The sequence below is a fragment of the Aureimonas endophytica genome, assembly GCF_014642635.1.
Classification (GTDB): Bacteria; Pseudomonadota; Alphaproteobacteria; order Rhizobiales; family Rhizobiaceae; genus Plantimonas; species Plantimonas endophytica.
This window is the reverse complement of sequence record NZ_BMIQ01000001.1, coordinates 157,958-183,357: the sequence shown is the minus strand read 5'-3', so window position 1 is coordinate 183,357 and position 25,400 is coordinate 157,958. Positions and strand designations below refer to the sequence as shown.

The window sequence follows — 25,400 nt, the reverse complement described above, 5'->3', positions numbered from 1 at the left end:
CGGAAGGGGCGTAGCCGTTTCGCGCCGCCGTGGAAAGCCGGGCGGCGCTTCACGCCCGCGTGTCGATCAGGCGGCGACCGCGAGGCCCTGCTGGTCGAAGCGGTGGATGCGGTGCGGCTCCGGCGTCAGATAGACCGGGTCGCCATGGCTGACGCGATAGTCGCCGAGGCCCCGCGCCGTCACCTGCTCGCCATTGTCGAGCCGCACATGGACGAAGGTGTCGGAGCCGAGATGTTCCGAGACGCCCGCCGTGCCCTTCAGCTCGCCCTGGTCCTTGGAGATGGCGAGATGTTCCGGCCGGATGCCGATCGTCCGCGCGCCGTGCCGCTCGGCGGCGGCGCCGGACAGGAAGTTCATCTTCGGCGAGCCGATGAAGCCGGCGACGAAGAGATTGCGCGGATTGGTGTAGAGCTCCAGCGGCGAGCCGACCTGCTCGATATTGCCGCGATTCAGCACCACGATCTTATCGGCCATGGTCATCGCCTCGACCTGATCGTGCGTGACGTAGATCATGGTGGTCTTCAGCTGCGCGTGCAGCTCGGAGATCTCGAGCCGCATGTTGACGCGCAGCGCCGCGTCGAGATTGGACAGGGGCTCGTCGAAGAGGAAGCCCTTCGGCGCGCGCACGATGGCGCGGCCGATGGCGACGCGCTGGCGCTGGCCGCCGGAAAGCTCGCGCGGCTTGCGGTGGAGATAGTCGGTGAGGTTCAGCGTCGCCGCCGCCGCCTTCACCTTCTTGTCGATCGCCTCCTTCGATTCGCCGGCCATCTTCAGCGGGAAGCCGATATTGGCCGCGACCGACATATGCGGATAGAGCGCATAGGACTGGAACACCATGGCCAGCCCCCGCCCGGCCGGCGGAACCTCGGTCACGTCCTTGCCGTCAATCGAGATCGTGCCGCCCGAGACGTCCTCCAGACCGGCAATGAGGCGCAGCAACGTGGACTTGCCGCAGCCGGAAGGGCCGACGAAGACCACGAACTCGCCGTCCCGGATGTCGAGATCGAGGCCCGGAATGATGACCGCTTCGCCGAACCGCTTCTGGACGTTCTTGAGATTGATGGAGGCCATCCCGCTACATCTCCCTTACTTCACCGCGCCGAAGGTGAGCCCGCGCACGAGCTGCTTCTGCGAGAACCAACCTATGATGAGAATCGGTGCGATCGCCAGTGTCGAAGCCGCCGAAAGTTTCGCGTAGAAATTGCCCTGCGGGCTGGAGAAGGAGGCGATGAAGGCCGAGAGCGGCGCCGCGTTGGTGGTGGTGAGAAGCAGCGTCCAGAAGGCCTCGTTCCAGGCGAGGATGACGTTGAGGAGGATGGTCGAGGCGATGCCCGGCACGGCCATCGGCGCGAGGACCTGGAAGAGCTCCTGCCGCAGATTGGCGCCGTCCATGCGCGAGGCCTCGAGGATCTCGCCCGGGATCTCCTTGAAATAGGTGTAGAGCATCCAGACGACGATCGGCAGGTTGATCAGGAACAGGATGACGATCAGGCCGAAGCGCGAGTCGAGCAGACCGAAATTACGGAAGAGGATGGTGATCGGCACCAGCGCGCCGACCGCCGGCATCATCTTGGTCGACAGCATCCAGAGGAGCACGTCCTTGGTGCGCGGGGTCGGCGAGAAGGCCATGGCCCAGGCCGCCGGAATGGCGAAGACGAGGCCGAGCGCCGTCGAGCCGATCGACAGGTAGAAAGAATTGGCGAGGAAGGAGAAGTAGTTCCGCTGCTCCTGGATCGCGACGTAGTTCTCCGTCGTCCAGTCGAAGAACAGGAACTTCGGCGGGATCGCGATCGCGTCGAGTTCCGACTTGAACGAGGTGAGGATCGTCCAGAGGATCGGGAAGAAGATCAGGAAGCCGACCAGCCAAGCCAGCGCGGTGATAGCGAGCTTGCGGTTCCGAGGCATGCGGCGTGCCATGGATCAGGCCTCCAGGTTCTTGCCGACGAGGCGGACGAGGAAGATCGAGACGATATTGGCGAGGACGACGGCGACGATACCGCCGGCGGATGCCGTGCCGACATCGCCTTCCAGCGAGATGATCGAGGCGATCAGGAAGGGCAGGTTCGAGGAGGTCTCACCGCCGCCGGTCGTCACGAAAATCTCGGCATAGACCGACAGAAGGAAGATCGTCTGAATGAGGATCACCACGGTGATCGCGCGCTTCATGTGCGGCAGCGTGATGTAGAAGAAGGTCGAGATCGGCCCCGCCCCGTCCATCTCGGCCGCTTCCTTCTGGTCCTCGGACAGCGACTGGAGCGCGGTGAGCAGGATCAGGGTCGCGAAGGGCAGCCACTGCCAGGCGACGATGATGATGATGGAGAGAAGCGGATAATCGGTGAGCCAGTCGATCGAGCCGATGCCGATCGCGTTCAGCGTCTGGCCGATGACGCCGTAGACCGGATTCATCATCATGTTCTTCCAGACGAGCGCGGCGACCGTCGGCATGACGAAGAAGGGCGCGAGCACGAGAAGGCGCACCACGGTCTGGCCGTGGAAATCCTGGTCGAGGAGCAGCGCGATGAGGATGCCGCCGATGACCGTGATCAGAAGCACGCCGAGGACGAGGATCAGCGTGTTCTCGAAGGCGCTGATGAAGCGCGGATCGGTGAGGAAGTAGGTGTAGTTCTCGAAGCCGATGAAGGGCGTCAGCGGGTCGTAGAACGTGTAGCGGAGCGTCGAGAACCAGAGGGTCAGTGCCAGCGGCACGATCATCCAGATGAAGAGGGCGATCACCGACGGCGCCATCATCGCCCGCGCCGCCGATTTCGTGTGCAATGTGGCCATAGGATCGATCCGACGAGGGCCTGCGATCTTGGGAGCAGGCGTCGAGCTTGTCTAGCGAGGTCGGGGACGCGGCTCGGCGCCGCTGTGGAAAAATCGTGCCGCCGCCAAGTGCGGAAGGGCGAGCCGCGTCGCGCGGCCGACAGGCCGGAACGAGGCCGGGCCTGGAGCCGGCCGGCGCGAGGGGCGCCGGCCGGGCTGTTGGCGAGCTTACTTGATGTAGCCGGCGCGGGTCATGTCGCGCGTCGCCTGGGCCTGGGCCGCCGCGAGCGCCTGATCGACCGTGACGGAACCGGACAGGGCCGCCGACATCTGCTGGCCGACCGCCGTGCCGATGCCCTGAAATTCGGGGATCGCGGCGAATTGCAGGCCGACATAGGGCTTGTCGGCGCCGGCCGACGGGTCCGCCTTGTTGATCGCGGCGATCGTCTGCTCGGCGAAGGGCGCGGCCTTCAGATATTCGGCGTTCTTGTAGAGCGAGGTGCGCGTGCCGGGCGGCACGTTGGCGACGCCCTTCTCCTTGGCGACGAGCTCGGAATATTCCTTCGAGGTCGCCCAGGCGATGAAGGTCTCGGCGGCATCCTTCTTCTTGGACGAAGCGGGAATGCCGAGCGACCAGGCCCAGAGCCAGTTATAGCCGTCGTTCGGGCAGCTCGCGACGCCGCAGGGCGCAGGCGCGAAGCCGACCTTGTCCGGCACCTGGCTCTGCTTGGGATCGGTGACGAAGGAGGCGGCGACGGTCGCGTCCATCCACATGCCGCACTTGCCCTGGCCGAAGAGCGACAGGTTCTCGTTGAAGCCGTTGGCGGCCGCGCCGGGCGGGCCGTACTTCTTCATCAGGTCGACATAGAGGGTGACGGCCTTCTTCCAGCCCTCGCTCTGGAACTGCGGCTTCCAGGAAGCGTCGAAATAGTTGGCGCCGAACTCGCGGGCCATGTTGCCGAGGAAGGCCATGTTCTCGCCCCAGCCCGGCTTGCCGCGCAGGCAGATGCCGTAGACGCCCGCCGACTTGTCGGTCATCTTCTCGGCGGCCTGCGCGATGAAGTCCCAGGTCGGCTTTTCCGGCATCTTCAGACCGGCCTTGTCGAGCAGGTCCTTGCGATACATGGTCATCACGCTTTCGGCGTAGAACGGCGCGGCGAAGAGCTTGCCTTCGGTCGAGAGCGCCTTGCGGATCGGCGGCAAGAGATCGTCGACGTCGTAGCCGGAGCCGAGATTGTCGAGCGGCGCCAGCCAGGCCTGCTTCGACCAGATCGGAACCTCGTAGGTGCCGATGGTCATGATGTCGAACTGGCCGCCCTTGGTGGCGATGTCGGTCGTGACGCGCTGGCGCAGCACGTTCTCTTCCAGCGTCACCCAGTTCAGCTGGATGTCGGGATGCTTCTTCGTGAATTCGGAGCTGAGCCCCTGCATCACGATCATGTCGTTGTTGTTGACGGTACCGATCGTCAGGGTCGTGGACTGGGCCTGCGCAGCCGCCGTCAGCGCGAGGAGCGACAACGCGCCCATCGCTATCTTCACCATTCTCATTCTCAAGCCTCCCAGCCGTATGATGAGCAAATGATCACCAGAAGGGCAAATTCTCACTCGGCGGCGTCGTTTGTCAAACGATAATCGTGCGGCATCGCAGCAATTGGCGCGAAAGAATCGAAAGTCGAAGACGCGAAGGCGCGCGAAGACGCGGAACACGCCTCGGCTGCGCGCAATTGTCCTAACGGGCGAGCAGCGTCTCGGCGGTCGCCTCGTCGGTGATAAGGCCGTTGATCAGCTCGCCGAGCATCGCGGCGCGAATCCCTTGCGCCTTCTGGCGCCCCATCGCCGCGACGATCACCTCGCCCGTGGCGCGGCTGGGGATCGGCGCGCTCGCCACGCGCTCGTTGTAGCGGCAGGCGATGATCCGCCCGCCGCGATCGAAGGCCCAGCCGGTGATCTCGCCGACGGCGCCGAGCCCGGCGAGTTCCTGCCGGTCCTCCGGGGTGATGAAGTTGTCGGCGACGAGTTGGGCGCGGGGCCCGAGATCGCCGAGCCCGACGAAGGTCACCTGCGCCAGGGAGGCGAGCTTCAGCGTGGTCTGCACCACCTTCTGCTCGTGCAGCAGCGCCCGTTCCTCCGGGCTCGACACGACGACGGGCAGCGGCATCGGATAGTGCCGGGCGCGCACGACATCGGCCATGGTGAAGATCGTGTTGTAGATCGAGGCCGAGCCGTCGAGCGCGATATTGCCGGTGAGCGAGACAATGCGGTGCTGGCTGGCGACCATGGTCGGCAGGCGCTCCACCGCCGCCTTCAGCGTGCGCCCGGTGCCGAGGCCGATGACCAGCGGATCGGGCTGGAGCAGCCGCTTCTCCATCTCGGCGGCGCAGGCCTCGGCGATGCCGAGCGTGGTGGAGCTGGAATCGGGATCGGACGGCACGACGACGCAGAAGCGCAGGCCGTAGCGCGCCACCAGCGCGGCCGAGGCTTCCAGGCACTCGGCGATCGGATGGTCGATGCGGACCTTCACGAGACCGGCGGAGATCGAGAGCGAGACGAGGCGCTGCGCCGACTGGCGCGAGATGCCGAGCTTGACGGCGATCTGGTCCTGCGTGTTGCCCGCGACATAATAGAGCCAGCCGGCGCGTGCCGCATCGTCCAGTCGCGAAAGATCGTCCCCCCGGGCTCTCGTCAAAGCCGCCTCTCTCCCGTTCGTGCATGAGATACGGCGCGAGGCGCGACTTGCGCAAGGCGGGTCGCGGTCGGGGCTTGGCCAACTCGCGCTGAGGTGGCATGAGCCGACTGTGCGGAAGATGGGACGCTTGCTTTTCCTGTCGATGACTTCTTCTCTGGAGCCAGCGGTCGTGACAACGGAGTCCCTCGCGTGAAGCCATTCGACGAGATGCTGGCGGCGGAAGCCGGCGTGCGAGGCCCCTACGAGCGCTTTCATCGCTGGTTTCGCGCCCAGGACCCCGAATCCCTGGTGGAAAAGACCAACGAGGCCGAGAGTTTCTTTCGCCGCACCGGCATCACCTTCGCCGTCTACGGCGATGCCGAGGCGTCCGAGCGCCTGATTCCCTTCGACCTCGTGCCGCGAATCATCGCCGGCCAGGAATGGACGCGGCTGGCGGAAGGCATCGAACAGCGGGTGAAGGCGCTGAACGCCTTTCTCCACGACATCTATCACGACCAGGACATCGTCCGCGCCGGCAAGGTGCCGCGATCGCTGATCGAAGGAAACGAGGCCTTCCTCCAGCAGATGGTCGGCTTCTCGCCGCCGGGCGGCGTCTATACGCACATCATCGGCGTCGATCTGGTGCGCGTCGACGAGGACCAGTTCTACGTGCTCGAGGACAATGCGCGCACGCCCTCAGGCGTCTCCTACATGATCGAGAACCGGGAAACGATGATGCAGATGTTTCCCGAGCTCTTCGCCCAGAATCGGGTGCGGCCGGTGGAAACCTATCCGCAGCATCTGCGCCGCTCGCTGGAGCGCGTCGCGCCGCCGGCCTGCGACGGCCCGCCGGTCATCGCCGTCCTCACCCCCGGCATCCACAATTCGGCCTTCTACGAACACGCCTTCCTGGCCGACCAGATGGGCGTCGAACTGGTGGAAGGGCAGGACCTGAAGCTGGTCGACGGCCGCATCCAGATGCGCACGACCGAAGGCTACAAGGCGATCGACGTGCTCTATCGCCGGGTGGACGACGCCTTTCTCGATCCCCTCGCCTTCCGGCCGGAAAGCGTGCTCGGCATCGCCGGCATCATGGAGGTCTATCGCAACGGCGGCATCACCATCGCCAACGCGCCGGGCACCGGCATCGCCGACGACAAGGCGATCTATTCCTACATGCCGGAGATCGTCGAGTTCTATACGGGCGAGACCGCCAAGCTGGCCAATGTGCCGACCCATCGCTGCGCCGAGGCCGAAAGCCTCGCCTATGTGCTGGCGCATCTGGAAGAGCTCGTCGTGAAGGAGGTGCACGGCTCGGGCGGCTACGGCATGCTCGTCGGCCCGACCTCGACCAAGGCGGAGCGCGAGCTCTTCGCCGCCAAGCTGAAGGAGCGGCCCGGCAACTACATCGCTCAGCCGACGCTGGCGCTGTCCACGGTGCCGATTCTCGCCGAGAAGGGCCTCTCGCCCCGCCATGTCGATCTGCGGCCCTTCGTGCTCGTTTCCGATCAAGTGAAGATCATTCCCGGCGGGCTCACCCGCGTCGCGCTCAAGGAGGGCTCCCTCGTGGTCAATTCCAGCCAAGGCGGCGGCACGAAGGATACCTGGGTGCTGGAGGACTGAGCCGGTGGCACTCCTCGGACGAACCGCCCAAGGGCTCTTCTGGATGCAGCGCTATATCGAGCGCGCCGAGAACATGGCGCGCCTGATGGATGCGGGTTTGCGCCTGTCGCTCACCAACCTGCCATCGGACAACGACGAATGGCATTCGGTGCTGACCAGCGCCGGCGTGGAACATCTCTATCGCGCCAAGCATGCCGATTTCGAGCCGCAGCACATCATCGACTTCCTGCTGCGCGATCCCGACAATCCTTCCAGCATCCTGTCCTCGATCGACACCGCGCGGACGAACGGGCGCATGGTGCGCACCGCCCTCACCCGCGATGTCTGGGAATCGCTGAACGAGGGCTGGATCGTCCTGCGTCGCAAGCTCCAGGCGCCGCTACGCGACGGCGAGCTGCCCGCCGTGCTCGATCTCGTGAAGAAGCACACGTCGAACATGCGCGGCACGTTCCACGGCACGATGCTGCGCAACGAGATCTTCGACTTCTGCAATCTCGGCACCTTCATCGAGCGGGCCGACAACACCGCCCGTATCCTCGATGTGAAGTACTGGCTGTTGCTGCCGAAGCATTCGGCGGTCGGCTCGTCCTTCGACAACCTGCAATGGGGGTCGATCCTGCGCTCGGTCTCGGCCCATCGTTCCTATACCTGGGTCTACAATGCCGAATACCGGCCGATCGACATCATCGACTTCCTGATCTTCAACAAGCGGATGCCGCGCTCGCTCGCCTATAGCTACGAGTGCATCTTCGAGAGCCTGAACTATCTGGCCGAGACCTATGGCGACAGCCATCCCTGCCATGCGACGGCGGAGCGGATCCGACAGAGCTTCCGGCAGGACGAAGTTCAGAATGTCATCGATTCGGGGCTCCACGAATACCTGGCCGAGTTCATGGCGAGCCATAACCGGCTGGCGCTCGAGATCGCCGAGGCCTATCGGTTCTACGCCTGAGATCCGGCGCGACGCCGCCCCTGTGGTCTTATCGCCACAGGGGCGGCTCGCTCTGCAGGGCGCTCTTGCGATAAGCCGGCCCGGCGCCCTAGAGCTTCCACGTTTGGCGGCGCCGGCGCACCCTTCGTCCGAAGGGCGGCGAGCCGCCGCGAGAAGGGCCTGAAACCCGGGCCGGGGGTTCCGGGGTGGCTGGAACTGTCGCGGTCGCGGATGGCGGAACGCTGTCGCCGCCTGTCGATCGCCGCGGAGGGTGCGACCGATGACCTATTGCGTGGGCCTGCTCGTCGACCGTGGTCTGGTCTTCATGTCCGACACGCGGACCAATGCCGGCATCGACAACATCTCGGTGGTCTGCAAGATGCGGACCTGGGAAGTGCCGGGCGAGCGTTTCATCTGCCTCCTGTCCGCCGGCAATCTGGCGACGACGCAGTCCACCATTTCCATGCTGGAGGAACGGCTGGTGGAGCCGTCGAAGCGCAAGCCGGCGATCCTGTCGCAGCCCTCGATGTTCCAGACGGCACGGCTCGTCGGCGAGACGCTGAAGGAGGTCATCAAGGACAGCTCGCCGACCGGCGAGTCGGCCGACAGCCGCTTCCTCGGCTCCTTCATTCTCGGCGGCCAGATCAACGGCGGCAAGCCGCGCCTCTTCATGATCTATCCCGAAGGCAATTTCATCGAGGCCGGGCAGGACAATCCCTTCTTCCAGATCGGCGAGCACAAATACGGCCGGCCGATCATCATCCGCACCTATGCCCGCGACATGGAACTGGCGGATGTCGCCAAGCTGCTCGTCGTGTCCTTCGATTCGACGATCCGCTCCAATCTCTCGGTCGGCCTGCCGATCGACGTGCAGTTTTACGAGACGGACAGCCTGGTCGCCGGCTACCGGCACCGCTTCGACCACCGCGACGCCTATTACAAGGAAATCTCGGAAGGCTGGTCGGAATCGCTGAAGACCGCGTTCGACCGTCTGCCACCCTTTCCTCACGGGGTGGGCCACCAAGACTGAAAGGCCGCGCCGGAAAGGCGCGGCTGCGTGAAGACTTGATGCCTGGCCAATGATTTCGCTGGCGGATCTTCAGTCTTTGTTCGCCGGTGGTGTCCGATCGTGCCGCTCGTCACCTGACCTTCACTTCGCGGCGCGTCGCCGCCAGGCCGAGACGAATGATAGCGCGATCGATTGAGCGACATTGGCGCATCGGCCGCCTGACCCGTGACGACCTGCGCAGCCTCGCGCGCCTGAATGTCTGCGGCATGACGATCTGCGTCTTCGTCGCCATCGTCTTCAGCGCCGCGATGTTCTGGCACGAGGAGCCGCGTCTTCTGGCGCGCGGCATCGTGTCGGGCGTGGTTCTGACGCTGATTCTCGCCGTGCCGAACTTCGCCCTCCTGTCGCTGCACGTCCTGCGCCTGCGCGTGGCCAACCGGGAACTGCTCTCGGCCGCCGGCCAGGACAGCCTGACGCTGCTGCTCAATCGCGGCGCCTTCGGCGAGGCGGTCGAGACGCGGCTGCATGCCATGCGCGACTGCCCGATCACGCGCGGCGCCTTCTTCGTGATCGATGCCGATCACTTCAAGGCCATCAACGACCGCTGGGGCCATTCGGTCGGCGACCGGGCTCTCGTGCTCATCGCGGCGGAGATGCGCAAGGTGGCGCATCGGGCCGATCTCGTCGGGCGGCTGGGCGGCGAGGAATTCGGCGTGTTCCTGGAAGGCGCCGGGCCGACCAGCGCCAGCGAGACGGCCGAGCGTCTGCGCGCCCGCGTCGCCGCGATCGAACTGCGCAGCGACGAAGGCGAGACGGTCCGCCTCTCGGTCTCGATCGGCGCCGTCTATTTCTGTCAGGTCGCCTCCTTCGCCGCGCTCTACCGGCTGGCGGATCGCAAGCTCTACGAAGCGAAGGCGAACGGGCGCAACCGCGTCGAGTTCGAGGAACTGCGCGTCGGCGACATGGTCGAGCTCGCCGCCTGATCAGGCGTCGCGGCGAAGCCCCTTCGCCGCCAGCTCTTCCAGATAGGCGTCCCAGCGCGCCTGCCACTCGCGGTCGAGATCGGCGAAATAGCTCCAGCTGAAGATGCCGGTATCGTGACCGTCGTCGAATCGTATGCGGATGGCGTAATGGCCGACCGGCACGATGTCGGCGATCGTCACCGCGCGCTTGCCCGCGACCGTCACCCGCTGGTCCGGCGAATGGCCCTGCACCTCGGCCGAGGGCGACAGGACGCGCAGCATCTCGGCCTCGAAACTCGCTTCAGGCCCTTCGGCGAATCGCAGGGTGAGGCGCCGGCGGTCGGGCGAGACCCGGATCTCCTGCGGCGCGGTCCGGCTTGACATGGCTCGATTTCCTCCGCGGCCCGGCGGGTGGCCGCTTGACCCGGACGACCCCGGCTTCCACATTCGCCGGCATGGATACAGCCGTCATCGATCGCCTCGGGGCCGATAGCACGTCGTCGGCGCCGGCGGAACGCTTCGCCGCCGCCGGCCTGGGCGGCCTGCAGGACCCGTTCGGGCGCCGCATCACCTATCTGCGCGTCTCGGTGACCGATCGCTGCGACTTCCGCTGCACCTATTGCATGGCGGAGGACATGGCCTTCCTGCCGAAGCGCGATCTCCTGACGCTGGAGGAGCTCGACCGGCTGGCGAGCGCCTTCGTCGCCAAGGGCGTGCGCCGGCTGCGCCTCACTGGCGGCGAGCCGCTGGTGCGCCGCAATCTGATGAGCCTCGTGCGCTCGCTGTCGCGGCATTTCGCCACCGGCGCGCTGGACGAGCTGACGCTCACCACCAACGGCTCGCAGCTGCAACGCTTCGCCGCCGAGCTCGCCGATTGCGGCGTCCGCCGGATCAACGTCTCGCTCGACACGCTCGACCCGGAGAAGTTCCGGGCGATCACCCGGCGGGGCGAACTCGAGCCCGTTCTCGCCGGCCTGCGCGCGGCGCGGGAGGCCGGGCTGAAGATCAAGCTGAACACCGTGGCGCTGAAGGGATTCAACGAGGCGGAGATTCCCGACATGATCCGCTGGGCGCATGACGGCGGCATGGACATCACCCTGATCGAGACGATGCCGCTCGGCGAGATCGACGAGGACCGCACCGACCGCTACCTGCCGCTGTCCGAGATGCGCCGCGCGCTGGAACGCGAGATGACGCTTGTCGACGTGCCCTTCCGCACCGGCGGCCCGGCCCGTTACGTCGATGTCGCGGAAACGGGCGGCCGGCTCGGCTTCATCACGCCGCTGACGCATAATTTCTGCGAAAGCTGCAATCGCGTCCGCCTCACCTGCACCGGCACGCTCTTCATGTGCCTCGGCCAGGAGGATGCCGTGGACCTGCGGGCGGTGCTGCGCGCCTCGGGCGAGGACGCGCCGCTCTTCGACGCCATCGACCGCGCGATCGCGAGGAAGCCGAAGGGCCATGATTTCGTGATCGATCGCGCCGGCCGCCGCCCGGCGCTGTCGCGGCATATGAGCGTCACCGGCGGCTGATTCGTCGTCATGCGCGAAGTTCGGTGTCGTCAGGCGCGGCGCACCGGCCTATGAGGACGGCGACCTTTGTCGGCGTGCTCGATCCTTGCCTTCCTCCTCCCCATCTTCCGCCAGCGGCAATCTTCGCGCCTGCCTCTTCATGCTCGTCGCGATGGCCGGTTTCGTCGTCAACGACACCTGCACCAAGCTGGCGATCGCCGACGTCACGGCGCCGCAGATCATGGCGATCCGCAGCCTGTTCACCGTGGCGCTGCTTCTCGCCGTCGCGGGCCTGCGCGGCGAGCTGCACAGTCCGCGCCGACTGGCCCATCCAGTTCTGGCCTTGCGGACGCTGGCCGATATCGGCGCGACGATCACCTATATCGTCGCGCTCGGTCACATGCCGCTCGCCAATGCCTCCGCCATCTTCCAGGCGCTGCCGCTGGTGATGACCATCGGCGCCGCGCTCTTCTTCGGCGAACCGGTCGGCTGGCGGCGCTGGCTGGCGATCGCGGTCGGCTTCGTCGGCGTCGTGGTGATCGTCCGGCCCGGCGCCGAGGGTTTCACGGTCTATTCCATCCTGGTGCTGCTCTGCGTCCTTTGCAGCGCGGCGCGCGATCTTTTGACGCGGCGGCTGCCGGGGCGCATGCCGTCGCTGCTGATCTCGGCGGTGACGGCGGGCGCCGTGTCGGTGAGCGGCTGGCTGCTGACGCCCGCCTGGGGCTGGCAGCCGGTGCTGGCGCGCGATTACGCGATCTTCGCCACCGCCTCGGTCGCGATCGCCGTCGGCTATGTCTGCGTGGTCGAGGCCATGCGCTGCGGCGACATCGGCTTCGTCTCGCCCTTCCGCTATGCGATCCTCGTCTTCGCCATTGGCATGGGTCTCCTCGTCTTCGGCGACATTCCCGATCCGACGACGCTTCTCGGTGCCGCGATCGTCGTCGGTAGCGGCGGCTATTCGATCTATCGCGAAAGGGTGCGGGGCCGGCCGATCAGCGCCGGGCGCGCGCAGGTGCACTGACGATGCGCGTCGCGGCCGTGATTCTCGCCGGGGGGCGCGGCTCGCGGCTCAGCGCCGACCGGCCGAAGCCGCTGGTCGAGCTTCGCGGGCGGCCGCTCGTCGCCCATGTCCTCGATCGCCTCGCCCTACCCTTCGCGCCAATCCTCATCAGCGCCGCCGATCCGGCCGCCTTCGCCGGCTTGGACCTGCCGATCGTGTCGGATCGCGTGCCGGACTTCCAGGGGCCGCTCGCCGGCCTCGACGCGGCGGCCGCCTTTCTGCGCCGGGAGGAACCCGGCGCGACCCATCTCCTGAGCCTGCCGGGCGACACGCCCTTCCTGCCGCCCGACATCGCGGCGCGACTGGGCGCGGCCGGCGGCGAAGGACCAAGGCTCGCGAGCTTCGCCGGAAGGTTGCAGCCGGTCGCGGCGCTCTGGCCGCTCCCGGCGCTCGATGAGCTGGCGGATCATCTTTCGACGGCGTCGGACCGTTCGCTCCTCGGCTTCGCCCATCGCTTCGGCTTCGAGGACATTCCCTTCGCGCCGAGCGCCGAGGCGCCGCGCGGCGATCCGTTCTTCAACGTCAATACGCCCGAGGAACTCGCCGAGGCGCGCGCCTGGATTTCCCGTTGAGACGGCAGCGCATATTCCATTCCGTTGTTGCGCTTTGGAAAAAAAATGGATGAGTATCGCCCTCGAAAGGGGCATGCCTCATATCGCATCGTGTTGTCGGCCTGCCCGCATCTGGAGACGAGTATGACGAAGTTCGCCCGCGCCTTTGCTGCCGCCGCCACGGCGATCGGCATCCTGTCCCTCGGTCTCGGCGCCGCCAAGGCGGACGATGCGAACAAGGACTGGTCGACCATCCGCATCGCCTCGGAGGGCGCCTATCCTCCGTTCAACTCGCTCTCGCCGAGCGGTGAGCTTCAGGGCTTCGACATCGACATCGCCAAGGCGCTTTGCGACCAGATGAAGGTGAAGTGCACCTTCGCGGCACAGGACTGGGACGGCGCGATTCCGGCCCTGCAGAATGGTAAGTTCGATGCGTTCATCGCCTCCATGTCGATCACCGAGGAGCGGCTGAAGCAGATCGACTTCACCAACAAGTACTACAACACGCCGGGCGCGGTCGTCGTCGCCAAGGACAGCGACATCAAGGACACCAATGCCGATTCGCTGAAGGGTAAGACGGTGGGCGTCCAGGGCTCTACCACCCATGCCCAGGCGGTGGAGAAATTCTTCCCCGGCGCCGAGGAGAAGGTCTATCCGACGGCGGAGGAATATCGCCTCGACATGGCCAACGGTCGCCTCGACGCCGTCTCCGACGACGTGGTGACGCTGTCGCAATGGCTGGAAACGCCGGACGGCGCCTGCTGCAAGCTGCTCGGCACCCTGCCGGCCGACCAGTCGATCTACGGCAAGGGCGCCGGCATCGGCATCCGCAAGGGCGACGAGAAGCTGAAGAAGATGTTCAACGACGCGATCGTCGCCATCCGCGCCAACGGCACCTACAAGCAGATCAACGACAAGTACTTCAAGTTCGACGTCTACGGCGGCTGAGATGCCCGCTCGACCGGGGGCGGCGCTTTGCCGCCCCGGCACCGACCCGACATGGCCTTCGCAGTGTCCGACCATGGTGGCGCCCGCCGATGCCAGATAGCCTGACGCTCCTCGGCTTCGGGCCGACCGGCTGGGGCCTGCCGATTCTCGGGGGCGTCGTCGTCACGATCACGCTCGCGCTCGCCACCCTGCCGCTCGGCCTCGCCGCCGGCTTCTTCATCGCGCTCGGCAAGCAGTCGCGGGACCCGGCGCTCCGCCTGTCCTCCGACGTCTACACGACGATCTTCCGTGGATTGCCGGAACTCCTCACGCTGTTCCTGATCTATTTCGGCGCGCAACGCGTCCTGAACCTCGTCACCGACGCGCTCGGCTTCGCCAACCAGGAAATCTCGCCCTTCGTCTCGGGCATGCTCGCTCTCGGCCTCGTCTTCTCGGCCTTCGCCAGCGAGGTCTTCCTTTCGGCCTTCCGCGCGATCCCGCAGGGTCAGCGCGAAGGCGCCATGGCGCTCGGCCTGTCGCGCTTCAATGCGATGCGGCTGGTGATCCTGCCGCAGGTGCTGCGTTACGCCCTGCCCGGCCTCGCCAATCTCTACATGAACCTCCTGAAGGACACCTCGCTCGTCTCCGTCGTCGGTCTCGCCGACACGATGCGCCAGACCGGCGTCGCGGCGCGGGTGACGCGCGAGCCCTTCCTCTTCTTCGGCGCGGCGATCGTGATCTATCTCGTCCTCACCATCCTGTCCTCCTTCGTCATCGGCGCGATCGAGATCTGGACGAAGCGCGGCGAGGCCGCGCGATGAGCGGCGCCGCACCCGTCGTCTCGCCACGCCGGCCAGGCGTCGCCGGAATCCTCACCCTGGCGCTCTGGGCGCTTCTCGGCATCGGCCTGGTCTATACGCTGGCGGCCGGCTACGACCCCGATCTCATCGCGCGCTATGGCCCGCTCTATCTCAGCGGGCTGGAGACGACCATCGTCCTCGTCCTCCTGTCCTTCGTCATCGGCGCGATCCTGTCGGTGCCGGTGGCGCTCGGCCGCGTCTCCCGCCACCCGGTCGCGCGGGCCCTTGCCTTCGCCTATGTCTATTTCTTCCGCGGCACGCCGCTGATCGCGCAGATCTTCCTCGTCTATTACGGCTTCGGGCAGTTTCGCGGCGCCTTCGAGACCGTGGGTCTCTGGTGGTTCTTCCGCGACGCCTGGTATTGCGCGATCTTCTCCCTGTCGCTGAACACGGCGGCCTACCAGGCCGAGATCCTGCGCGGCGCGATCGCCAACGTGCCGCGGGGCCAGTGGGAGGGCGCGCGCTCGCTCGGCCTGCCGACCTATGTCGTGTTCTGGAAGGTGATCCTGCCCCAGGCGATGATCGTCGCCCTTCGCCCCTATGCCAACGAGATCATCCTGATGATCAAGGCCTCGGCGATCGTGGCGATCATCACGGTTCTCGACCTCTTCGGCGAGACTCGCCGCGCCTATTCGCGCACCTTCGACTTCCAGGCCTATCTCTGGGCGGCGGTGTTCTATCTGGCGCTCGTCGAGCTTCTGCGCCACGCGACGAACTTCGCCGAGCGTCGCCTCATCCGGCACCTGAAGCGCTGAGGCCCCGGCGCCGCGTCAGGATTCGCGCGGCTCCTTTTCCAGCGCCAGATAATCGAGCGGCAGCTCGGTCGTGTACTTGATCTGCTCCATCGCGAAGGAGGAGGAGACGTCGCGGATCTCGATGCGCGAGATCAGCCGCTTGTAGAAGGCGTCATAGGCGGCGATGTCCGGCACGACGACGCGCAGGAGATAGTCCACCTCGCCGCTCATCCGGTAGAATTCCATCACCTCCGGAAAGTCGCCGACGACTTCCGCGAAGCGCCGCAGCCATTCGGTCGAATGGGAATTGGTGCGAATCGCGACGAAGGCGGTCACGCCGAGATTGACCTTCACCGGATCGAGCACCGCGACGCGGCGGCGGATCACGCCGTCCTCCTCCAGTTTTTGGATGCGCCGCCAGCAGGGTGTCGTCGACAGGCCGACGCGCTTGGCGATGTCGGCGACGGCCAGCGTCGCATCCTCTTGCAGCAGTCGCAGAATCTTCTTGTCCAGCCGGTCCATCGCGTCTCGTCCCTGGCCGGCGCCAAAGGGCCGGCGGCCCGCACCGTTCGAGCCTTCGATGTTTCTTAAGGCAATTCTTTAAGCTTGGCGAAAGAGAATGGGCGCCGTCCGACGAAGCGAACCGGTGACATCCTTAGCGAGCCATGACTGCCGCCGCCCCTTCCGATTACGAACCGCATGTGGCGCGGCGCCGCTTCGAGCCCCGGCGCACGGAGCTCGCGCGCACCCTGCGACTCGCGCGCGACCGGCTCCAGCTGCGCGCCGGCCACTCGCCGCGCTTCGACGGCGAGCTCCTGGCCCTGCATGTGCAGGCTCAGCATACGGCGGCGGCCGTCACGCCGCTGCCGCTCTTCCTCACCGCCTGCGGCCTCTCGCTCTTCGCCGGCCCGACGCCGGCTCTCGTCTGGATCTCGATCGCGGTCGCCGGCTATGCCGCGCTCCTGGCGCTGCTGCGCCGCTTCGAATCGAAGAGCGGCGTGCCCATCGATTCGCGCCGCTGGACCACGATGTTCCAGGCAGGCCATTTCGCCTCCGGCATCGCCTGGGCCCATCTCGCGACGCTCGACTGCCCGGCCTGCGGCTTCCTGCGCTTCGAAATCTTCCAGTTCGCGGTGCTGTTTCTCGCCATCGCGCTGACGGCGATGATCTCCTGGCCGCTGCGCCATGTGGTGATTCTCACCTTCATGCCGCTCGTCGGCGCGCTTCTCGCCGGCTTCGACGATTTCCGCGAGCCGGCGACGGCGGCGATGCGCCTGATGCTGCTCGGCGCGGTGCCCTTCTTCGCCTTCGTCGCGGCCAAGATGCGGGACAACACGCTGGAGCGCATGAAGCATCAGGCCGAGAAGGACGAGCTGATCGCAGAGCTCGACGCGGCGCGGATCGTCTCCGACGACGCGCGGCGCCGTGCCGAGGAGGCCAATCTCGCCAAATCGCGCTTCCTGGCGACGATGAGCCACGAGCTGCGCACGCCGCTGAACGCCATTCTCGGCTTCTCGGAAGTGATCTCGAACGAGATCCTCGGGCCCGTCGGCAACGCCTCCTACCGGGAATATGTGAAGGACATCCACGCCTCCGGCCAGCACCTCCTCGACCTCATCAACGAGATCCTCGATCTCTCGCGCGTCGAGGCCGGCCGCTACGATCTCAACGAAGAGGCGGTCAGCCTCGTCGCCGTGGCTCAGGACTGCATCGGCTATGTCCGCCTGAAATGCGAGACCAAGGACATCCGCCTGAAGGTGCAGATGGAGGAGGCGATGCCGCAGCTCTGGGCGGACGAGCGGTCCGTCCGGCAGATCGTCCTCAACCTCCTGTCCAACGCGGTGAAGTTCACCCCGGCCGGCGGCACCGTCAGCGTGCGGGTCGGCTGGACGGCGGGCGGCGGCCAATATGTCTCGATCCGCGACAACGGCCCCGGCATTCCCGAGGACGAGATCCCGGTCGTCCTGTCGAATTTCGGCCAAGGTTCCAGCGCCATCAAGGCGGCGGAACAGGGCACCGGCCTCGGCCTGCCGATCGTGCAGGCCCTCCTCCACATGCATGACGGCGACTTCGTCCTCACCTCGAAGCTCCGGGAGGGTACGGAGGCGACGGCGGTCTTCCCACATTCGCGTGTTCTCGAAGTGATGCCGGCCTTCAGCGAGATCGGCTGAGCATCGCGCGCCGAGCCGCCTATATTGCTCTCGTGAGCCCGTCATCGCCCGCCACCGATTCGCCCTGTATCCGCCTGTGCCGGCTCGATCCGGCGACGGGCTTCTGTATCGGCTGCGGCCGGACGCTGGACGAGATCGCCGGCTGGGCCGGCTCGTCGGGTGACGAGCGGCGGGCCATCCTCGCCCGCCTGCCGGCGCGGCTGGCCGAACTCGGCGCCGCCCGCGAAACGGCCTGACGCCATGCGTTCGAACCGGTTTCTCCTCGTCATCCTCGCCGCCATCGCGCTTCTTGCCGGTCTCCTCGTCCTGTCCGGCGGCGCGCCGATCGCGGGTTTCGCGGCCGACGACATCGCGCGCGGCGGCTATCTCGCGGTGATCGCGGCGGTGCTGGGCGTCGGCGTCCTGGCGCGGGCCCGGCTGGATCTCGGCGCGACCGCGCGGGCCGCCTTGTTCTGGATTGCCGGCTTCGTCGTCCTCATCGGCCTCTATGCCTATCGCGCCGAATTGCGCGAGGTCGGCGACCGGATCGTCGCCGCGCTCGTTCCGGGCCACGCGATCAGCGTCGCCGGCGCGCGCGGGCCGGCGGAGATGGTGATGCGGGCCGATGATGGGCATTTCCATGTCACGGCCGAGGTGAATGGCGAGCGCGTGCGCTTTCTGGTCGATACGGGCGCCAGCATGATGGCCCTCGACCGGGCGACGGCGCGGCGGCTCGGCTTCGATGCCGACGGCATCGCCTTCACCATGGTGGTCCAGACCGCGAATGGCACGGCCCGGGCCGCGCCGGTGATGCTCGACCGCGTGCGGATCGGCGGCATCGAGCGGCGGAATGTCCGTGCCGCCGTGATGGATGGCGGCGGCGACGGCATCGCGCTTCTCGGGATGAGCTTTCTCGGCACCCTGTCTTCCGTCGAGTTCCGGGACGGCCGGCTGATTCTCGCCGATTGACGCGTCAGGCGGCGCGGGCCGGCGCGCCGAGATCGACTTCCGAAAACGCATCCAGGAGAAGGTCCGGACGCGCATCGTGCCGGCTGCCGGCTTCGGACAGGATCTGCCGCCAGCGCCGCGCGCCGGGCCGCCCGGTGAAGAGGCCGACCATGTGCCGCGCGACATGGTGCAGGCGCCCGCCGCGCGCGATATGCCCTTCGGCATAATCCGCCATGGTCTGGACGACCTGCCGCCAGTCGACGGGCTCCGGCGCGCCTCCCGCGAGGGCGGCGTCCACAAGGGCGAGTTCGGCCGGCGTCTGATAGGCGCCCCGCCCCATCATCACGCCGTCGAGACGGGCGAGATGCGGCAGAGCCGCCGCGACGGTGGCGAGCCCGCCATTCAACCCGACGAAGACCCGCGGCAGCCGCCGCTTCAGGCGATGCACCCGGTCGTAGTCGAGCGGCGGGATCTCGCGATTCTCCTTCGGGCTGAGGCCCTGCAGCCAGGCCTTGCGGGCATGGACCCAGATCGTGCCGATCCCGGCGGCGACGGCCGCGTCGGCCAGCCGGTCGAGCGCCTCTTCCGGGTCCTGCTCGTCGACGCCGATTCGGCACTTCACCGAGACCGGCACGGGCGAGGCCTCGCGCATCGCCTGAAGGCATTCGCCGACGAGATCCGGCACCCGCATCATGCAGGCGCCGAAGGTGCCGGACTGGACCCGGTCGGACGGGCAGCCGACATTGAGATTGATCTCGTCATAGCCGAATTCGGCGGCGATGCGGGTCGCGCGGGCGAGCTTCTCGGGATCGGCGCCGCCAAGTTGCAGGGCGAGCGGATGTTCGGCACCGTCGAAACCGAGCAGGCGCTCGCGGTCGCCGTGGATCACCGCGTCGGCCACAACCATCTCGGTGAAGAGCAGCGCCTCCCGCGACAATTGCCGATGGAAGAAACGACAATGACGGTCGGTCCAATCGATCATCGGCGCGACGGCGAAGCGCGGTCGCCCGCCGGTCGGCGGAGTTTCGGTCATGGCTCTCCTTGGCGCGGCGGCCGGCCCCTCGTCGTCCGGGGCACGGGCTGCTTTGCTTTTTGCCGGGACTTGCCTATAGCTTCGCCCGATTATGCCGCGTCTCACGCGGATAGCGGATTCCTTCGAACGAGGTAAGTCTTTTGTCTTCGACCTTCGACAAGGTGGCCGACATCATCGCCGAAACGAGCGAGATCGACCGCGACCAGATCACGCCCGAAAGCCATGCGATCGACGATCTCGGCATCGACTCGCTGGATTTCCTCGACATCGTCTTCGCGATCGACAAGGAATTCGGCATCAAGATTCCGCTGGAGAAGTGGACGCAGCGGGTGAACGACGGCGAGGCGGCGACGGAGGAATATTTCGTCCTGAAGAATCTCTGCGCCAAGATCGACGAGCTGCGCGCCGCCAAGACCGCCTGATCGACCGAAGACCCTCCTCCGGCGGCCTCTCGCCGCCGGTGTCTCGCAAGCCGGACGCCGCATGACCCACCCTCCCCGCGCAGTGCTCGTCACCGGGCTCGGCCTCGTGTCCTCGCTCGGCGAGGGCATCGACACGCATCTCGACCGCCTCGCCGGCGGCGCGGCGCCCCAGCCGGTGATCGAGAGCGAACGCTTCGCGCCCTATTTCGTCCATCCGCTGCCGCCGCTCGACTGGTCGCAGCAGATCCCGAAGAAGGGCGACCAGCGGCAGATGGAGACCTGGCAGAAGCTCGGCACCTATGCCGCCGGGCTGGCGCTGGCCGATGCCCGCGTCGCCGAGGACGAGGCGACCCGTTCCAAGGTGGACATGATCGTCGCGGCCGGCGGCGGCGAACGCGATCCGGTGGTGGACGCGCTGGTGATGGAGCGAGCGCGGGCGGAGGATTCGGCGGCCGTCGTCAACGAGACGCTGATGACCGAACTGCGCCCGACGCTATTCCTGGCGCAGCTTTCCAATCTCCTCGCCGGCAATATCTCGATCGTCCACAAGGTCACGGGCTCGTCGCGCACCTTCATGGGCGAGGAAGGCGCCGGCATCTCGGCGCTGGCGACGGCGGTCGCGCGCATCGCCAGCGGCCAGAGCGACATATGTCTCGTCGGCGGCGCCTTCTCGGCCGAGCGCAAGGACCTGCTCTTCAACTACGAAATGGCCGGCCTGCTCCTCAAGAACGAATGGCGGCCGGTCTTCGGCCGCACGCCCGGCCATGACGGGCTCGCCATCGGCAGCGTCGGCGCCTTCATCGTGGTGGAATCGGCGGAACACGCCGCCGCGCGGGGCGCGGTGGCCTATGCCGGGATCGGCCATGTCTCGGGCGACCGGGGACCGCGCCGCGACGAGCGGCTGCGCGCCCGGCTGGACGCGCTCATCGAGCGCAGCGGCGCCGAGGATCGCGACCTGATGATCCTGTCGGGCGCGAGCGGCATCGCCTCGCTGTCCGGTCTCGAGCGCGAGGTGCTGCGCCAGCGCTTTCCGCAGGCGGCGCTGCGCAGCTACGGCACCGTGCTCGGCCATTCCTTCGAGGCGCAGTTCACGGCGGGCGTCGCGCTCGCCGCGGCGGCGCTGGCGCGGCGGACGAGCTTCCCGCCCTTCGACGGGCGGGTCGAGAACGCGGTCGGCTATGCGCCGGCCAGCGCGCTGGTGACGACGGTGGGCCATGTCCAGGCGGAGGGCGTCTGCCTGCTCCAGCCGGTCGACGGCCGCTAACCGGAGAGAACGAGATGAGCGCGGACAAGGATTCCAAGGGCCGGCCGATCGTCGCCGTGACGGGGCTCGGCGTCGTCTCCTCCCTCGGCCGGGGCGTGGCCGAGAACTGGAACGCCCTCGTCGCCGGGCGGTCCGGCATTCACCGCATCACGCGTTTCCCGACCGACAACTTGCGGACCACCATCGCCGGCACGGTCGATTTCCTCGAAGGCGCCGACAATTCGACCGACCGCTCCTATGCGATGGCGGAATCGGCCGGCGCCGAGGCGATCGCCATGGCGGGCTTCGGCGCGAGCTTTCCGGGCCCGCTCTTCCTCGCCGCGCCGCCGATCGAGATCGAGTGGAAGCATCGCTTCGCGCTCGACCGGCGTCAGGGCCATGCCGCGCGGGGCGAAGCCGGCTACGACCGCCTGATCGAGCTCCTCCAGGAGGACAACGATCCCGAACTCTATCGCCAGACCCTGTTCGGCGAGATCTCCGACCGCCTCGCCGATCGCTTCGAGACGACGGGCCTGCCGATCACCCTGTCCACCGCCTGCGCCTCCGGCGCGACGGCGATCCAGCTCGGTGTCGAGGCGATCCGTCGCGGCGAGACCGAGCGCGCGCTCGCCATCGGCACCGACGGCTCGGTGACGGCGGAATCGCTGATCCGCTTCTCCCTCCTCTCGGCCCTGTCGACGGCCAACGAGACGCCGGAAAAGGCCTCGAAGCCCTTCTCGAGGGATCGCGACGGCTTCGTCATCGCCGAGGGCGCCGGCGCACTGGTGCTCGAATCGCTGGAAAGCGCCCGGGCGCGCGGCGCGACGGTGCTCGGCATCGTCGCCGGCGTTGGCGAGAAGGCGGACGACTTCCATCGCACCCGGTCGAAGCCGGACGGCTCGCCGATCATCGCGACGCTGCGCGCGGCTCTGGCCGACGCGGATCTGACGCCACGGGACATCGGCTATATCAACGCCCACGGCACCTCGACGCCCGAGAACGACCGCATGGAAGCCGGCGGCCTCGCGGCCGTCTTCGGCGAGGCGCTGGCCGAAACGCCGATCTCCTCCAACAAGTCGATGATCGGCCATACGCTGACGGCGGCGGGCGCGATCGAAGCGGTCTTCTCGCTCCTCACCATCCGCGAGGGGCTGCTGCCCCCGACCATCAATTACGACCTGCCGGACCCGGCCATCGCGCTCGACACCGTGCCGAACGAGGCGCGACGCGCCGAGGTCGGGGCGGTCCTGTCGAACTCCTTCGGCTTCGGCGGCCAGAATGTCAGCCTGGTCCTGGCGCGCGCGCCGCGCTGAGACCTGACGGCCAACAAGGGAATTCATCCGACGATGCGGGCTCTGCAGCTTTTCGGCGATCGCGACCTCCGAACCACGGAGATCGAGGAGCCCGGCGCGCCCGGTCCCGGCGAGGCGCGGGTGCGTCTCCAGATCGTCGCGCTGAACCATATCGACGTCTGGGGCTGGCGCGGCATGGCCTTCGCCAAGCGCAAGCTGCCGCTGACCGTCGGGGCGGAGGCCTCCGGCATCGTGGAGGCGATCGGCCCGGGCGTTGCCAATGTCCTGCCCGGCCAGCTCGTGTCGATCTACGGCGCGCGCACCTGCGGGCTCTGCCGGCCCTGCCGCGAGGGCCGCGACAATCTCTGCGAACATGTCGGCGGCGTGCACGGCTTCCATCTCAACGGCTTCGCGCAGGACCATGCCAACCTGCCCGCCCGCCAGCTCGTGCCGGCGCCCCATGGCTGCGACGCGATCGGCGCGGCGCTGGCACCGGTCACCTTCGGCACGGTCGAGCACATGCTCTTCGACAATGCCGAACTCCAGCCGGGCGAGACGGTGCTCGTCCATGCCGGCGGCTCGGGCATCGGCACGGCGGCGATCCAGCTCGCCAAGCGGCACGGCGCGAGCGTGATCGCGACGGTCGGCTCGGACGAGAAGATCGAGCCCGCCAAGGCGCTCGGCGCCGATCACGTGATCAACTACCGAACCGACCGTTTCGAGGGCGCGGTGCGCAAGCTGACGAAGAAGCGCGGCGTCGACGTGGTCTTCGAGCATGTCGGCGCCGATACATGGGCGGGCTCGATGCTCTGCCTGAAGCGCGGCGGCCGGCTCGTCACCTGCGGCTCGACCTCCGGCCCGGCCGCCTCCACCAATCTCATGATGCTGTTCCAGCAGCAGCTGCGCCTCATCGGCTCGTTCGGCTGCCGCATGGAGAACATGGCGAACGCCATGCGCAAGATGGCGGAAGGCCTGGTTCGGCCGGTGATCGACACCACGGTCGGCTTCGAGGACATCACGGTGGCGCTCGATCGGATGGAAGGCCGGCAGGTCTTCGGCAAGATCATCCTCGACCTGCGGCGGGGCTCGTCCGCCGCTTGAACCGCGTCCGCCTCTTCCAGATCGCCCGGACGCTGCGCACCGGGCCGATCGACTATGCCTGGGCGCAGGCGACCTTCGCCCTGCTCGCCCTGCTGCGCCGGCTGCCGGCGGATCGCAGCCTGAAGATCGCCGCCTGGCTCGGCCGGACCTTCGGCCCGTTCAGCGCGCGCCATCAGCTGGCAAAGGAGAATCTCCGCCTCGCCTTTCCCGATCGCGACGAGGCCTGGATCGAGGCGACGGTACGGCGCAACTGGGAGGAGATGGCCCGTTTCGTCGCGGAATATGTCTTTCTGGACGAGATCTTCGACTTCGATCCGAACGATCCCAATGTCGGCCGGATCGAGGTGGACGGCGTCGAGCGCTTCCTCGAACTGCGCGAGCGCAAGGGGCCCTTCATCTTCTTCACCGGTCATCTCGGCTCGTTCGAGCTGCTCCCGGTCTGCGCGGCGACCTTCGGGCTGGAGATCACCGCCCTCTTCCGCCCGCCGAACAACCGGCATATCGCCAAGCGGCTGCTGGCGGCGCGGCGCACCAGCGGCGGCCATCTGGTTCCCTCGAAGGCCGGCGCCGCCTGGTCGCTCGCCTCGACGCTGGATCGCGGCGGCGCCGTCGGGATGCTGGTCGACCAGAAATTCCGCAACGGCGTCCTGACGCGCTTCTTCGGGCGCGAATGCCTCTCGAATCCGCTTCTGCCGAAGCTCGCCCGCCAGTTCGACTGCGAGGTCTATCCGGCCCGCTCGATCCGCCTGCCGAACGGCCGCTATCGGCTGGAACTCCAGCCGCGCCTCGACCTGCCGCGCGGCGCGGACGGGGCGATCGACATTCCGGCGAGCTGCCAGCTGCTCAACGACGTGGTCGAGGGCTGGGTGCGCGACAATCCCGAGCAGTGGATGTGGTTCCACGATCGCTGGCATGTCGGCAAGGCGGCGCGGGCGAAGCTCGCGGCGCAGGCCGCCCGCAAGCTGGGGCCTTGAGCGGCGCGATCAGCGCGTGATGACGATCTCGGTATTGCCGAGCCCGACGTCGCGGACCATCGAATAGAGCGTCGCCGCGTCCTGCGGGTGCAGGCGGACGCAGCCATGCGAGGCTGGCCGGCCGAGACTTCGGATCGAGCCGGTGCCGTGAATGGCGTAGCCGCCCCGGAAGAAGATGGAATGCGGCATCGGCGAGTTGTCGTATTTCTTGGAATACCACATGCGGCTGAGCCGGAAGGGCCGGTAGCTGCCGGTCGGCGTCGAATAGCCGCGCCGCGCCGTCGAGACGGGCCAGCGGTCCACCACCGAGCCGTCATAGGACACGGTCATCGTCTGTTCGGCGATGCTGACGAAGGCGACGAGACGCCCGCCGGCCTCGGCTTCCAGGGCGGAGGCGAAGAGGCCGAGACCGGCGAGAGCCGAAACGATCCATCGAGACATGCGGCGGGAACTCCGGGGCGCGGGACGGCGGGACGGCACGGGCGAGACGGTCGTCCCCGTCGCGCGGCCTCCCGCCGCTCCGATCCTGGCGCGGATTGCTTGTGCTTCCGTTAGCGGAGCCGGCGCCCGCCTGGATTGCGCACGCCGAATGCTGCATCGGTGAACCGATGAAACGTCTTTTTGCGAAATCCTTTACCATC

Annotated in this window: 27 protein-coding genes; 18 read left to right on the top strand and 9 right to left on the bottom strand. The window is 67.3% G+C overall.

From position 1 onward, the window contains the following. Positions 1–66 precede the first annotated feature (66 nt). The 5 genes from IEY14_RS00905 to IEY14_RS00885 form a co-directional block, all read right to left on the bottom strand. Positions 67–1,071 carry an ABC transporter ATP-binding protein gene (locus IEY14_RS00905; protein WP_188906356.1) on the bottom strand — a complete coding sequence of 335 codons (1,005 nt, stop codon included), beginning with the start codon at positions 1,069–1,071 and terminating at the stop codon, positions 67–69. 15 nt (positions 1,072–1,086) lie between these two features. Then, the gene (locus IEY14_RS00900) at positions 1,087–1,917 is read right to left on the bottom strand and encodes a carbohydrate ABC transporter permease (protein ID WP_188906355.1); all 831 of its coding nucleotides are present in this window, start codon (positions 1,915–1,917) and stop codon (positions 1,087–1,089) included. A 3-nt stretch (positions 1,918–1,920) separates the two neighbouring features. Continuing rightward, complete coding sequence (locus tag IEY14_RS00895) at positions 1,921–2,784, bottom strand: carbohydrate ABC transporter permease (RefSeq protein WP_188906354.1); 864 nt, start codon at positions 2,782–2,784, stop codon at positions 1,921–1,923. A gap of 207 nt (positions 2,785–2,991) precedes the next feature. Then, positions 2,992–4,311 carry an ABC transporter substrate-binding protein gene (locus IEY14_RS00890; protein ID WP_188906353.1) on the bottom strand — a complete coding sequence of 440 codons (1,320 nt, stop codon included), beginning with the start codon at positions 4,309–4,311 and terminating at the stop codon, positions 2,992–2,994. A gap of 181 nt (positions 4,312–4,492) precedes the next feature. Beyond that, positions 4,493–5,449 carry a sugar-binding transcriptional regulator gene (locus tag IEY14_RS00885; RefSeq protein WP_210318240.1) on the bottom strand — a complete coding sequence of 319 codons (957 nt, stop codon included), beginning with the start codon at positions 5,447–5,449 and terminating at the stop codon, positions 4,493–4,495. Between the two features lie 207 nt (positions 5,450–5,656). Here IEY14_RS00885 and IEY14_RS00880 point away from each other — a divergent pair, with 207 nt between their 5' ends. From IEY14_RS00880 to IEY14_RS00865, 4 genes are all read left to right on the top strand, one after another. Then, entirely contained in the window at positions 5,657–7,051 is a 1,395-nt protein-coding gene (locus tag IEY14_RS00880) for a circularly permuted type 2 ATP-grasp protein (protein WP_188907331.1), read from the top strand. Between the two features lie 4 nt (positions 7,052–7,055). Beyond that, on the top strand, positions 7,056–8,003 hold the full coding sequence (locus IEY14_RS00875) for an alpha-E domain-containing protein (protein ID WP_188906351.1): 948 nt from the start codon (positions 7,056–7,058) through the stop codon (positions 8,001–8,003). A gap of 259 nt (positions 8,004–8,262) precedes the next feature. After that, positions 8,263–9,012 (top strand): proteasome-type protease, encoded by a 750-nt coding sequence (locus IEY14_RS00870; RefSeq protein ID WP_188906350.1) that lies wholly within the window; start codon positions 8,263–8,265, stop codon positions 9,010–9,012. A 155-nt stretch (positions 9,013–9,167) separates the two neighbouring features. Beyond that, complete coding sequence (locus IEY14_RS00865; protein WP_188906349.1) at positions 9,168–9,974, top strand: GGDEF domain-containing protein; 807 nt, start codon at positions 9,168–9,170, stop codon at positions 9,972–9,974. Here the strand turns inward: IEY14_RS00865 and IEY14_RS00860 are convergent, their stop codons facing one another. Continuing rightward, complete coding sequence (locus IEY14_RS00860; protein ID WP_188906348.1) at positions 9,975–10,337, bottom strand: gamma-butyrobetaine hydroxylase family protein; 363 nt, start codon at positions 10,335–10,337, stop codon at positions 9,975–9,977. Between the two features lie 71 nt (positions 10,338–10,408). On the opposite strand from IEY14_RS00860, the gene moaA reads away from it, so the two are divergent. The 6 genes from moaA to IEY14_RS00830 all read left to right on the top strand — a co-directional run bounded on the left by moaA (position 10,409) and on the right by IEY14_RS00830 (position 15,617). Further along, positions 10,409–11,485, top strand: a complete 1,077-nt coding sequence (gene moaA, locus IEY14_RS00855) for a GTP 3',8-cyclase MoaA (RefSeq protein ID WP_188906347.1) — start codon at positions 10,409–10,411, stop codon at positions 11,483–11,485. Positions 11,486–11,570: 85 nt separating this feature from the next. After that, positions 11,571–12,485, top strand: a complete 915-nt coding sequence (locus tag IEY14_RS00850; protein WP_244639252.1) for a DMT family transporter — start codon at positions 11,571–11,573, stop codon at positions 12,483–12,485. Between the two features lie 2 nt (positions 12,486–12,487). Next, positions 12,488–13,096 carry a molybdenum cofactor guanylyltransferase gene (gene mobA / locus IEY14_RS00845; protein WP_188906346.1) on the top strand — a complete coding sequence of 203 codons (609 nt, stop codon included), beginning with the start codon at positions 12,488–12,490 and terminating at the stop codon, positions 13,094–13,096. 123 nt (positions 13,097–13,219) lie between these two features. Further along, complete coding sequence (locus IEY14_RS00840; protein WP_188906345.1) at positions 13,220–14,023, top strand: ABC transporter substrate-binding protein; 804 nt, start codon at positions 13,220–13,222, stop codon at positions 14,021–14,023. Between the two features lie 89 nt (positions 14,024–14,112). Beyond that, entirely contained in the window at positions 14,113–14,823 is a 711-nt protein-coding gene (locus tag IEY14_RS00835) for an ABC transporter permease (protein ID WP_188906344.1), read from the top strand. Continuing rightward, complete coding sequence (locus tag IEY14_RS00830; protein WP_188906343.1) at positions 14,820–15,617, top strand: ABC transporter permease; 798 nt, start codon at positions 14,820–14,822, stop codon at positions 15,615–15,617. The genes IEY14_RS00835 and IEY14_RS00830 overlap by 4 nt, the downstream gene beginning before the upstream one ends. A gap of 15 nt (positions 15,618–15,632) precedes the next feature. On the opposite strand, the gene IEY14_RS00825 is transcribed toward IEY14_RS00830, so the two are convergent. Next, positions 15,633–16,118: an Lrp/AsnC family transcriptional regulator gene (locus IEY14_RS00825; protein ID WP_188906342.1), complete on the bottom strand. Its 486-nt coding sequence runs from the start codon at positions 16,116–16,118 to the stop codon at positions 15,633–15,635. A gap of 143 nt (positions 16,119–16,261) precedes the next feature. Between IEY14_RS00825 and IEY14_RS00820 the strand changes: the two genes are divergently transcribed. The 3 genes from IEY14_RS00820 to IEY14_RS00810 are packed head-to-tail and all read left to right on the top strand — an operon-like array spanning position 16,262 to position 18,715. Beyond that, positions 16,262–17,767 carry a sensor histidine kinase gene (locus IEY14_RS00820; RefSeq protein ID WP_188906341.1) on the top strand — a complete coding sequence of 502 codons (1,506 nt, stop codon included), beginning with the start codon at positions 16,262–16,264 and terminating at the stop codon, positions 17,765–17,767. A 32-nt stretch (positions 17,768–17,799) separates the two neighbouring features. After that, entirely contained in the window at positions 17,800–18,003 is a 204-nt protein-coding gene (locus IEY14_RS00815; protein WP_188906340.1) for a DUF1289 domain-containing protein, read from the top strand. 4 nt (positions 18,004–18,007) lie between these two features. Beyond that, complete coding sequence (locus tag IEY14_RS00810) at positions 18,008–18,715, top strand: retropepsin-like aspartic protease family protein (RefSeq protein ID WP_188906339.1); 708 nt, start codon at positions 18,008–18,010, stop codon at positions 18,713–18,715. Positions 18,716–18,719: 4 nt separating this feature from the next. Here the strand turns inward: IEY14_RS00810 and dusA are convergent, their stop codons facing one another. Then, positions 18,720–19,727 (bottom strand): tRNA dihydrouridine(20/20a) synthase DusA, encoded by a 1,008-nt coding sequence (dusA, locus tag IEY14_RS00805; protein WP_188906338.1) that lies wholly within the window; start codon positions 19,725–19,727, stop codon positions 18,720–18,722. A 140-nt stretch (positions 19,728–19,867) separates the two neighbouring features. Between dusA and IEY14_RS00800 the strand changes: the two genes are divergently transcribed. From IEY14_RS00800 to IEY14_RS00780, 5 genes are all read left to right on the top strand, one after another. Further along, positions 19,868–20,149 carry an acyl carrier protein gene (locus tag IEY14_RS00800; protein ID WP_188906337.1) on the top strand — a complete coding sequence of 94 codons (282 nt, stop codon included), beginning with the start codon at positions 19,868–19,870 and terminating at the stop codon, positions 20,147–20,149. 61 nt (positions 20,150–20,210) lie between these two features. Beyond that, on the top strand, positions 20,211–21,413 hold the full coding sequence (locus tag IEY14_RS00795; protein ID WP_188906336.1) for a beta-ketoacyl-ACP synthase: 1,203 nt from the start codon (positions 20,211–20,213) through the stop codon (positions 21,411–21,413). A gap of 14 nt (positions 21,414–21,427) precedes the next feature. After that, positions 21,428–22,705: a beta-ketoacyl-ACP synthase gene (locus IEY14_RS00790; protein ID WP_188906335.1), complete on the top strand. Its 1,278-nt coding sequence runs from the start codon at positions 21,428–21,430 to the stop codon at positions 22,703–22,705. 33 nt (positions 22,706–22,738) lie between these two features. Further along, a complete protein-coding gene (locus IEY14_RS00785) occupies positions 22,739–23,785 on the top strand; it encodes a zinc-binding dehydrogenase (RefSeq protein ID WP_188906334.1) in 1,047 nt (348 codons plus the stop codon). Then, positions 23,782–24,759 (top strand): lipid A biosynthesis lauroyl acyltransferase, encoded by a 978-nt coding sequence (locus tag IEY14_RS00780; RefSeq protein WP_188906333.1) that lies wholly within the window; start codon positions 23,782–23,784, stop codon positions 24,757–24,759. Before IEY14_RS00785 ends, IEY14_RS00780 begins: the two co-directional genes overlap by 4 nt. A 9-nt stretch (positions 24,760–24,768) precedes the next feature. Here the strand turns inward: IEY14_RS00780 and IEY14_RS00775 are convergent, their stop codons facing one another. Next, complete coding sequence (locus IEY14_RS00775) at positions 24,769–25,200, bottom strand: L,D-transpeptidase (RefSeq protein ID WP_188906332.1); 432 nt, start codon at positions 25,198–25,200, stop codon at positions 24,769–24,771. Positions 25,201–25,400 lie beyond the last annotated feature (200 nt).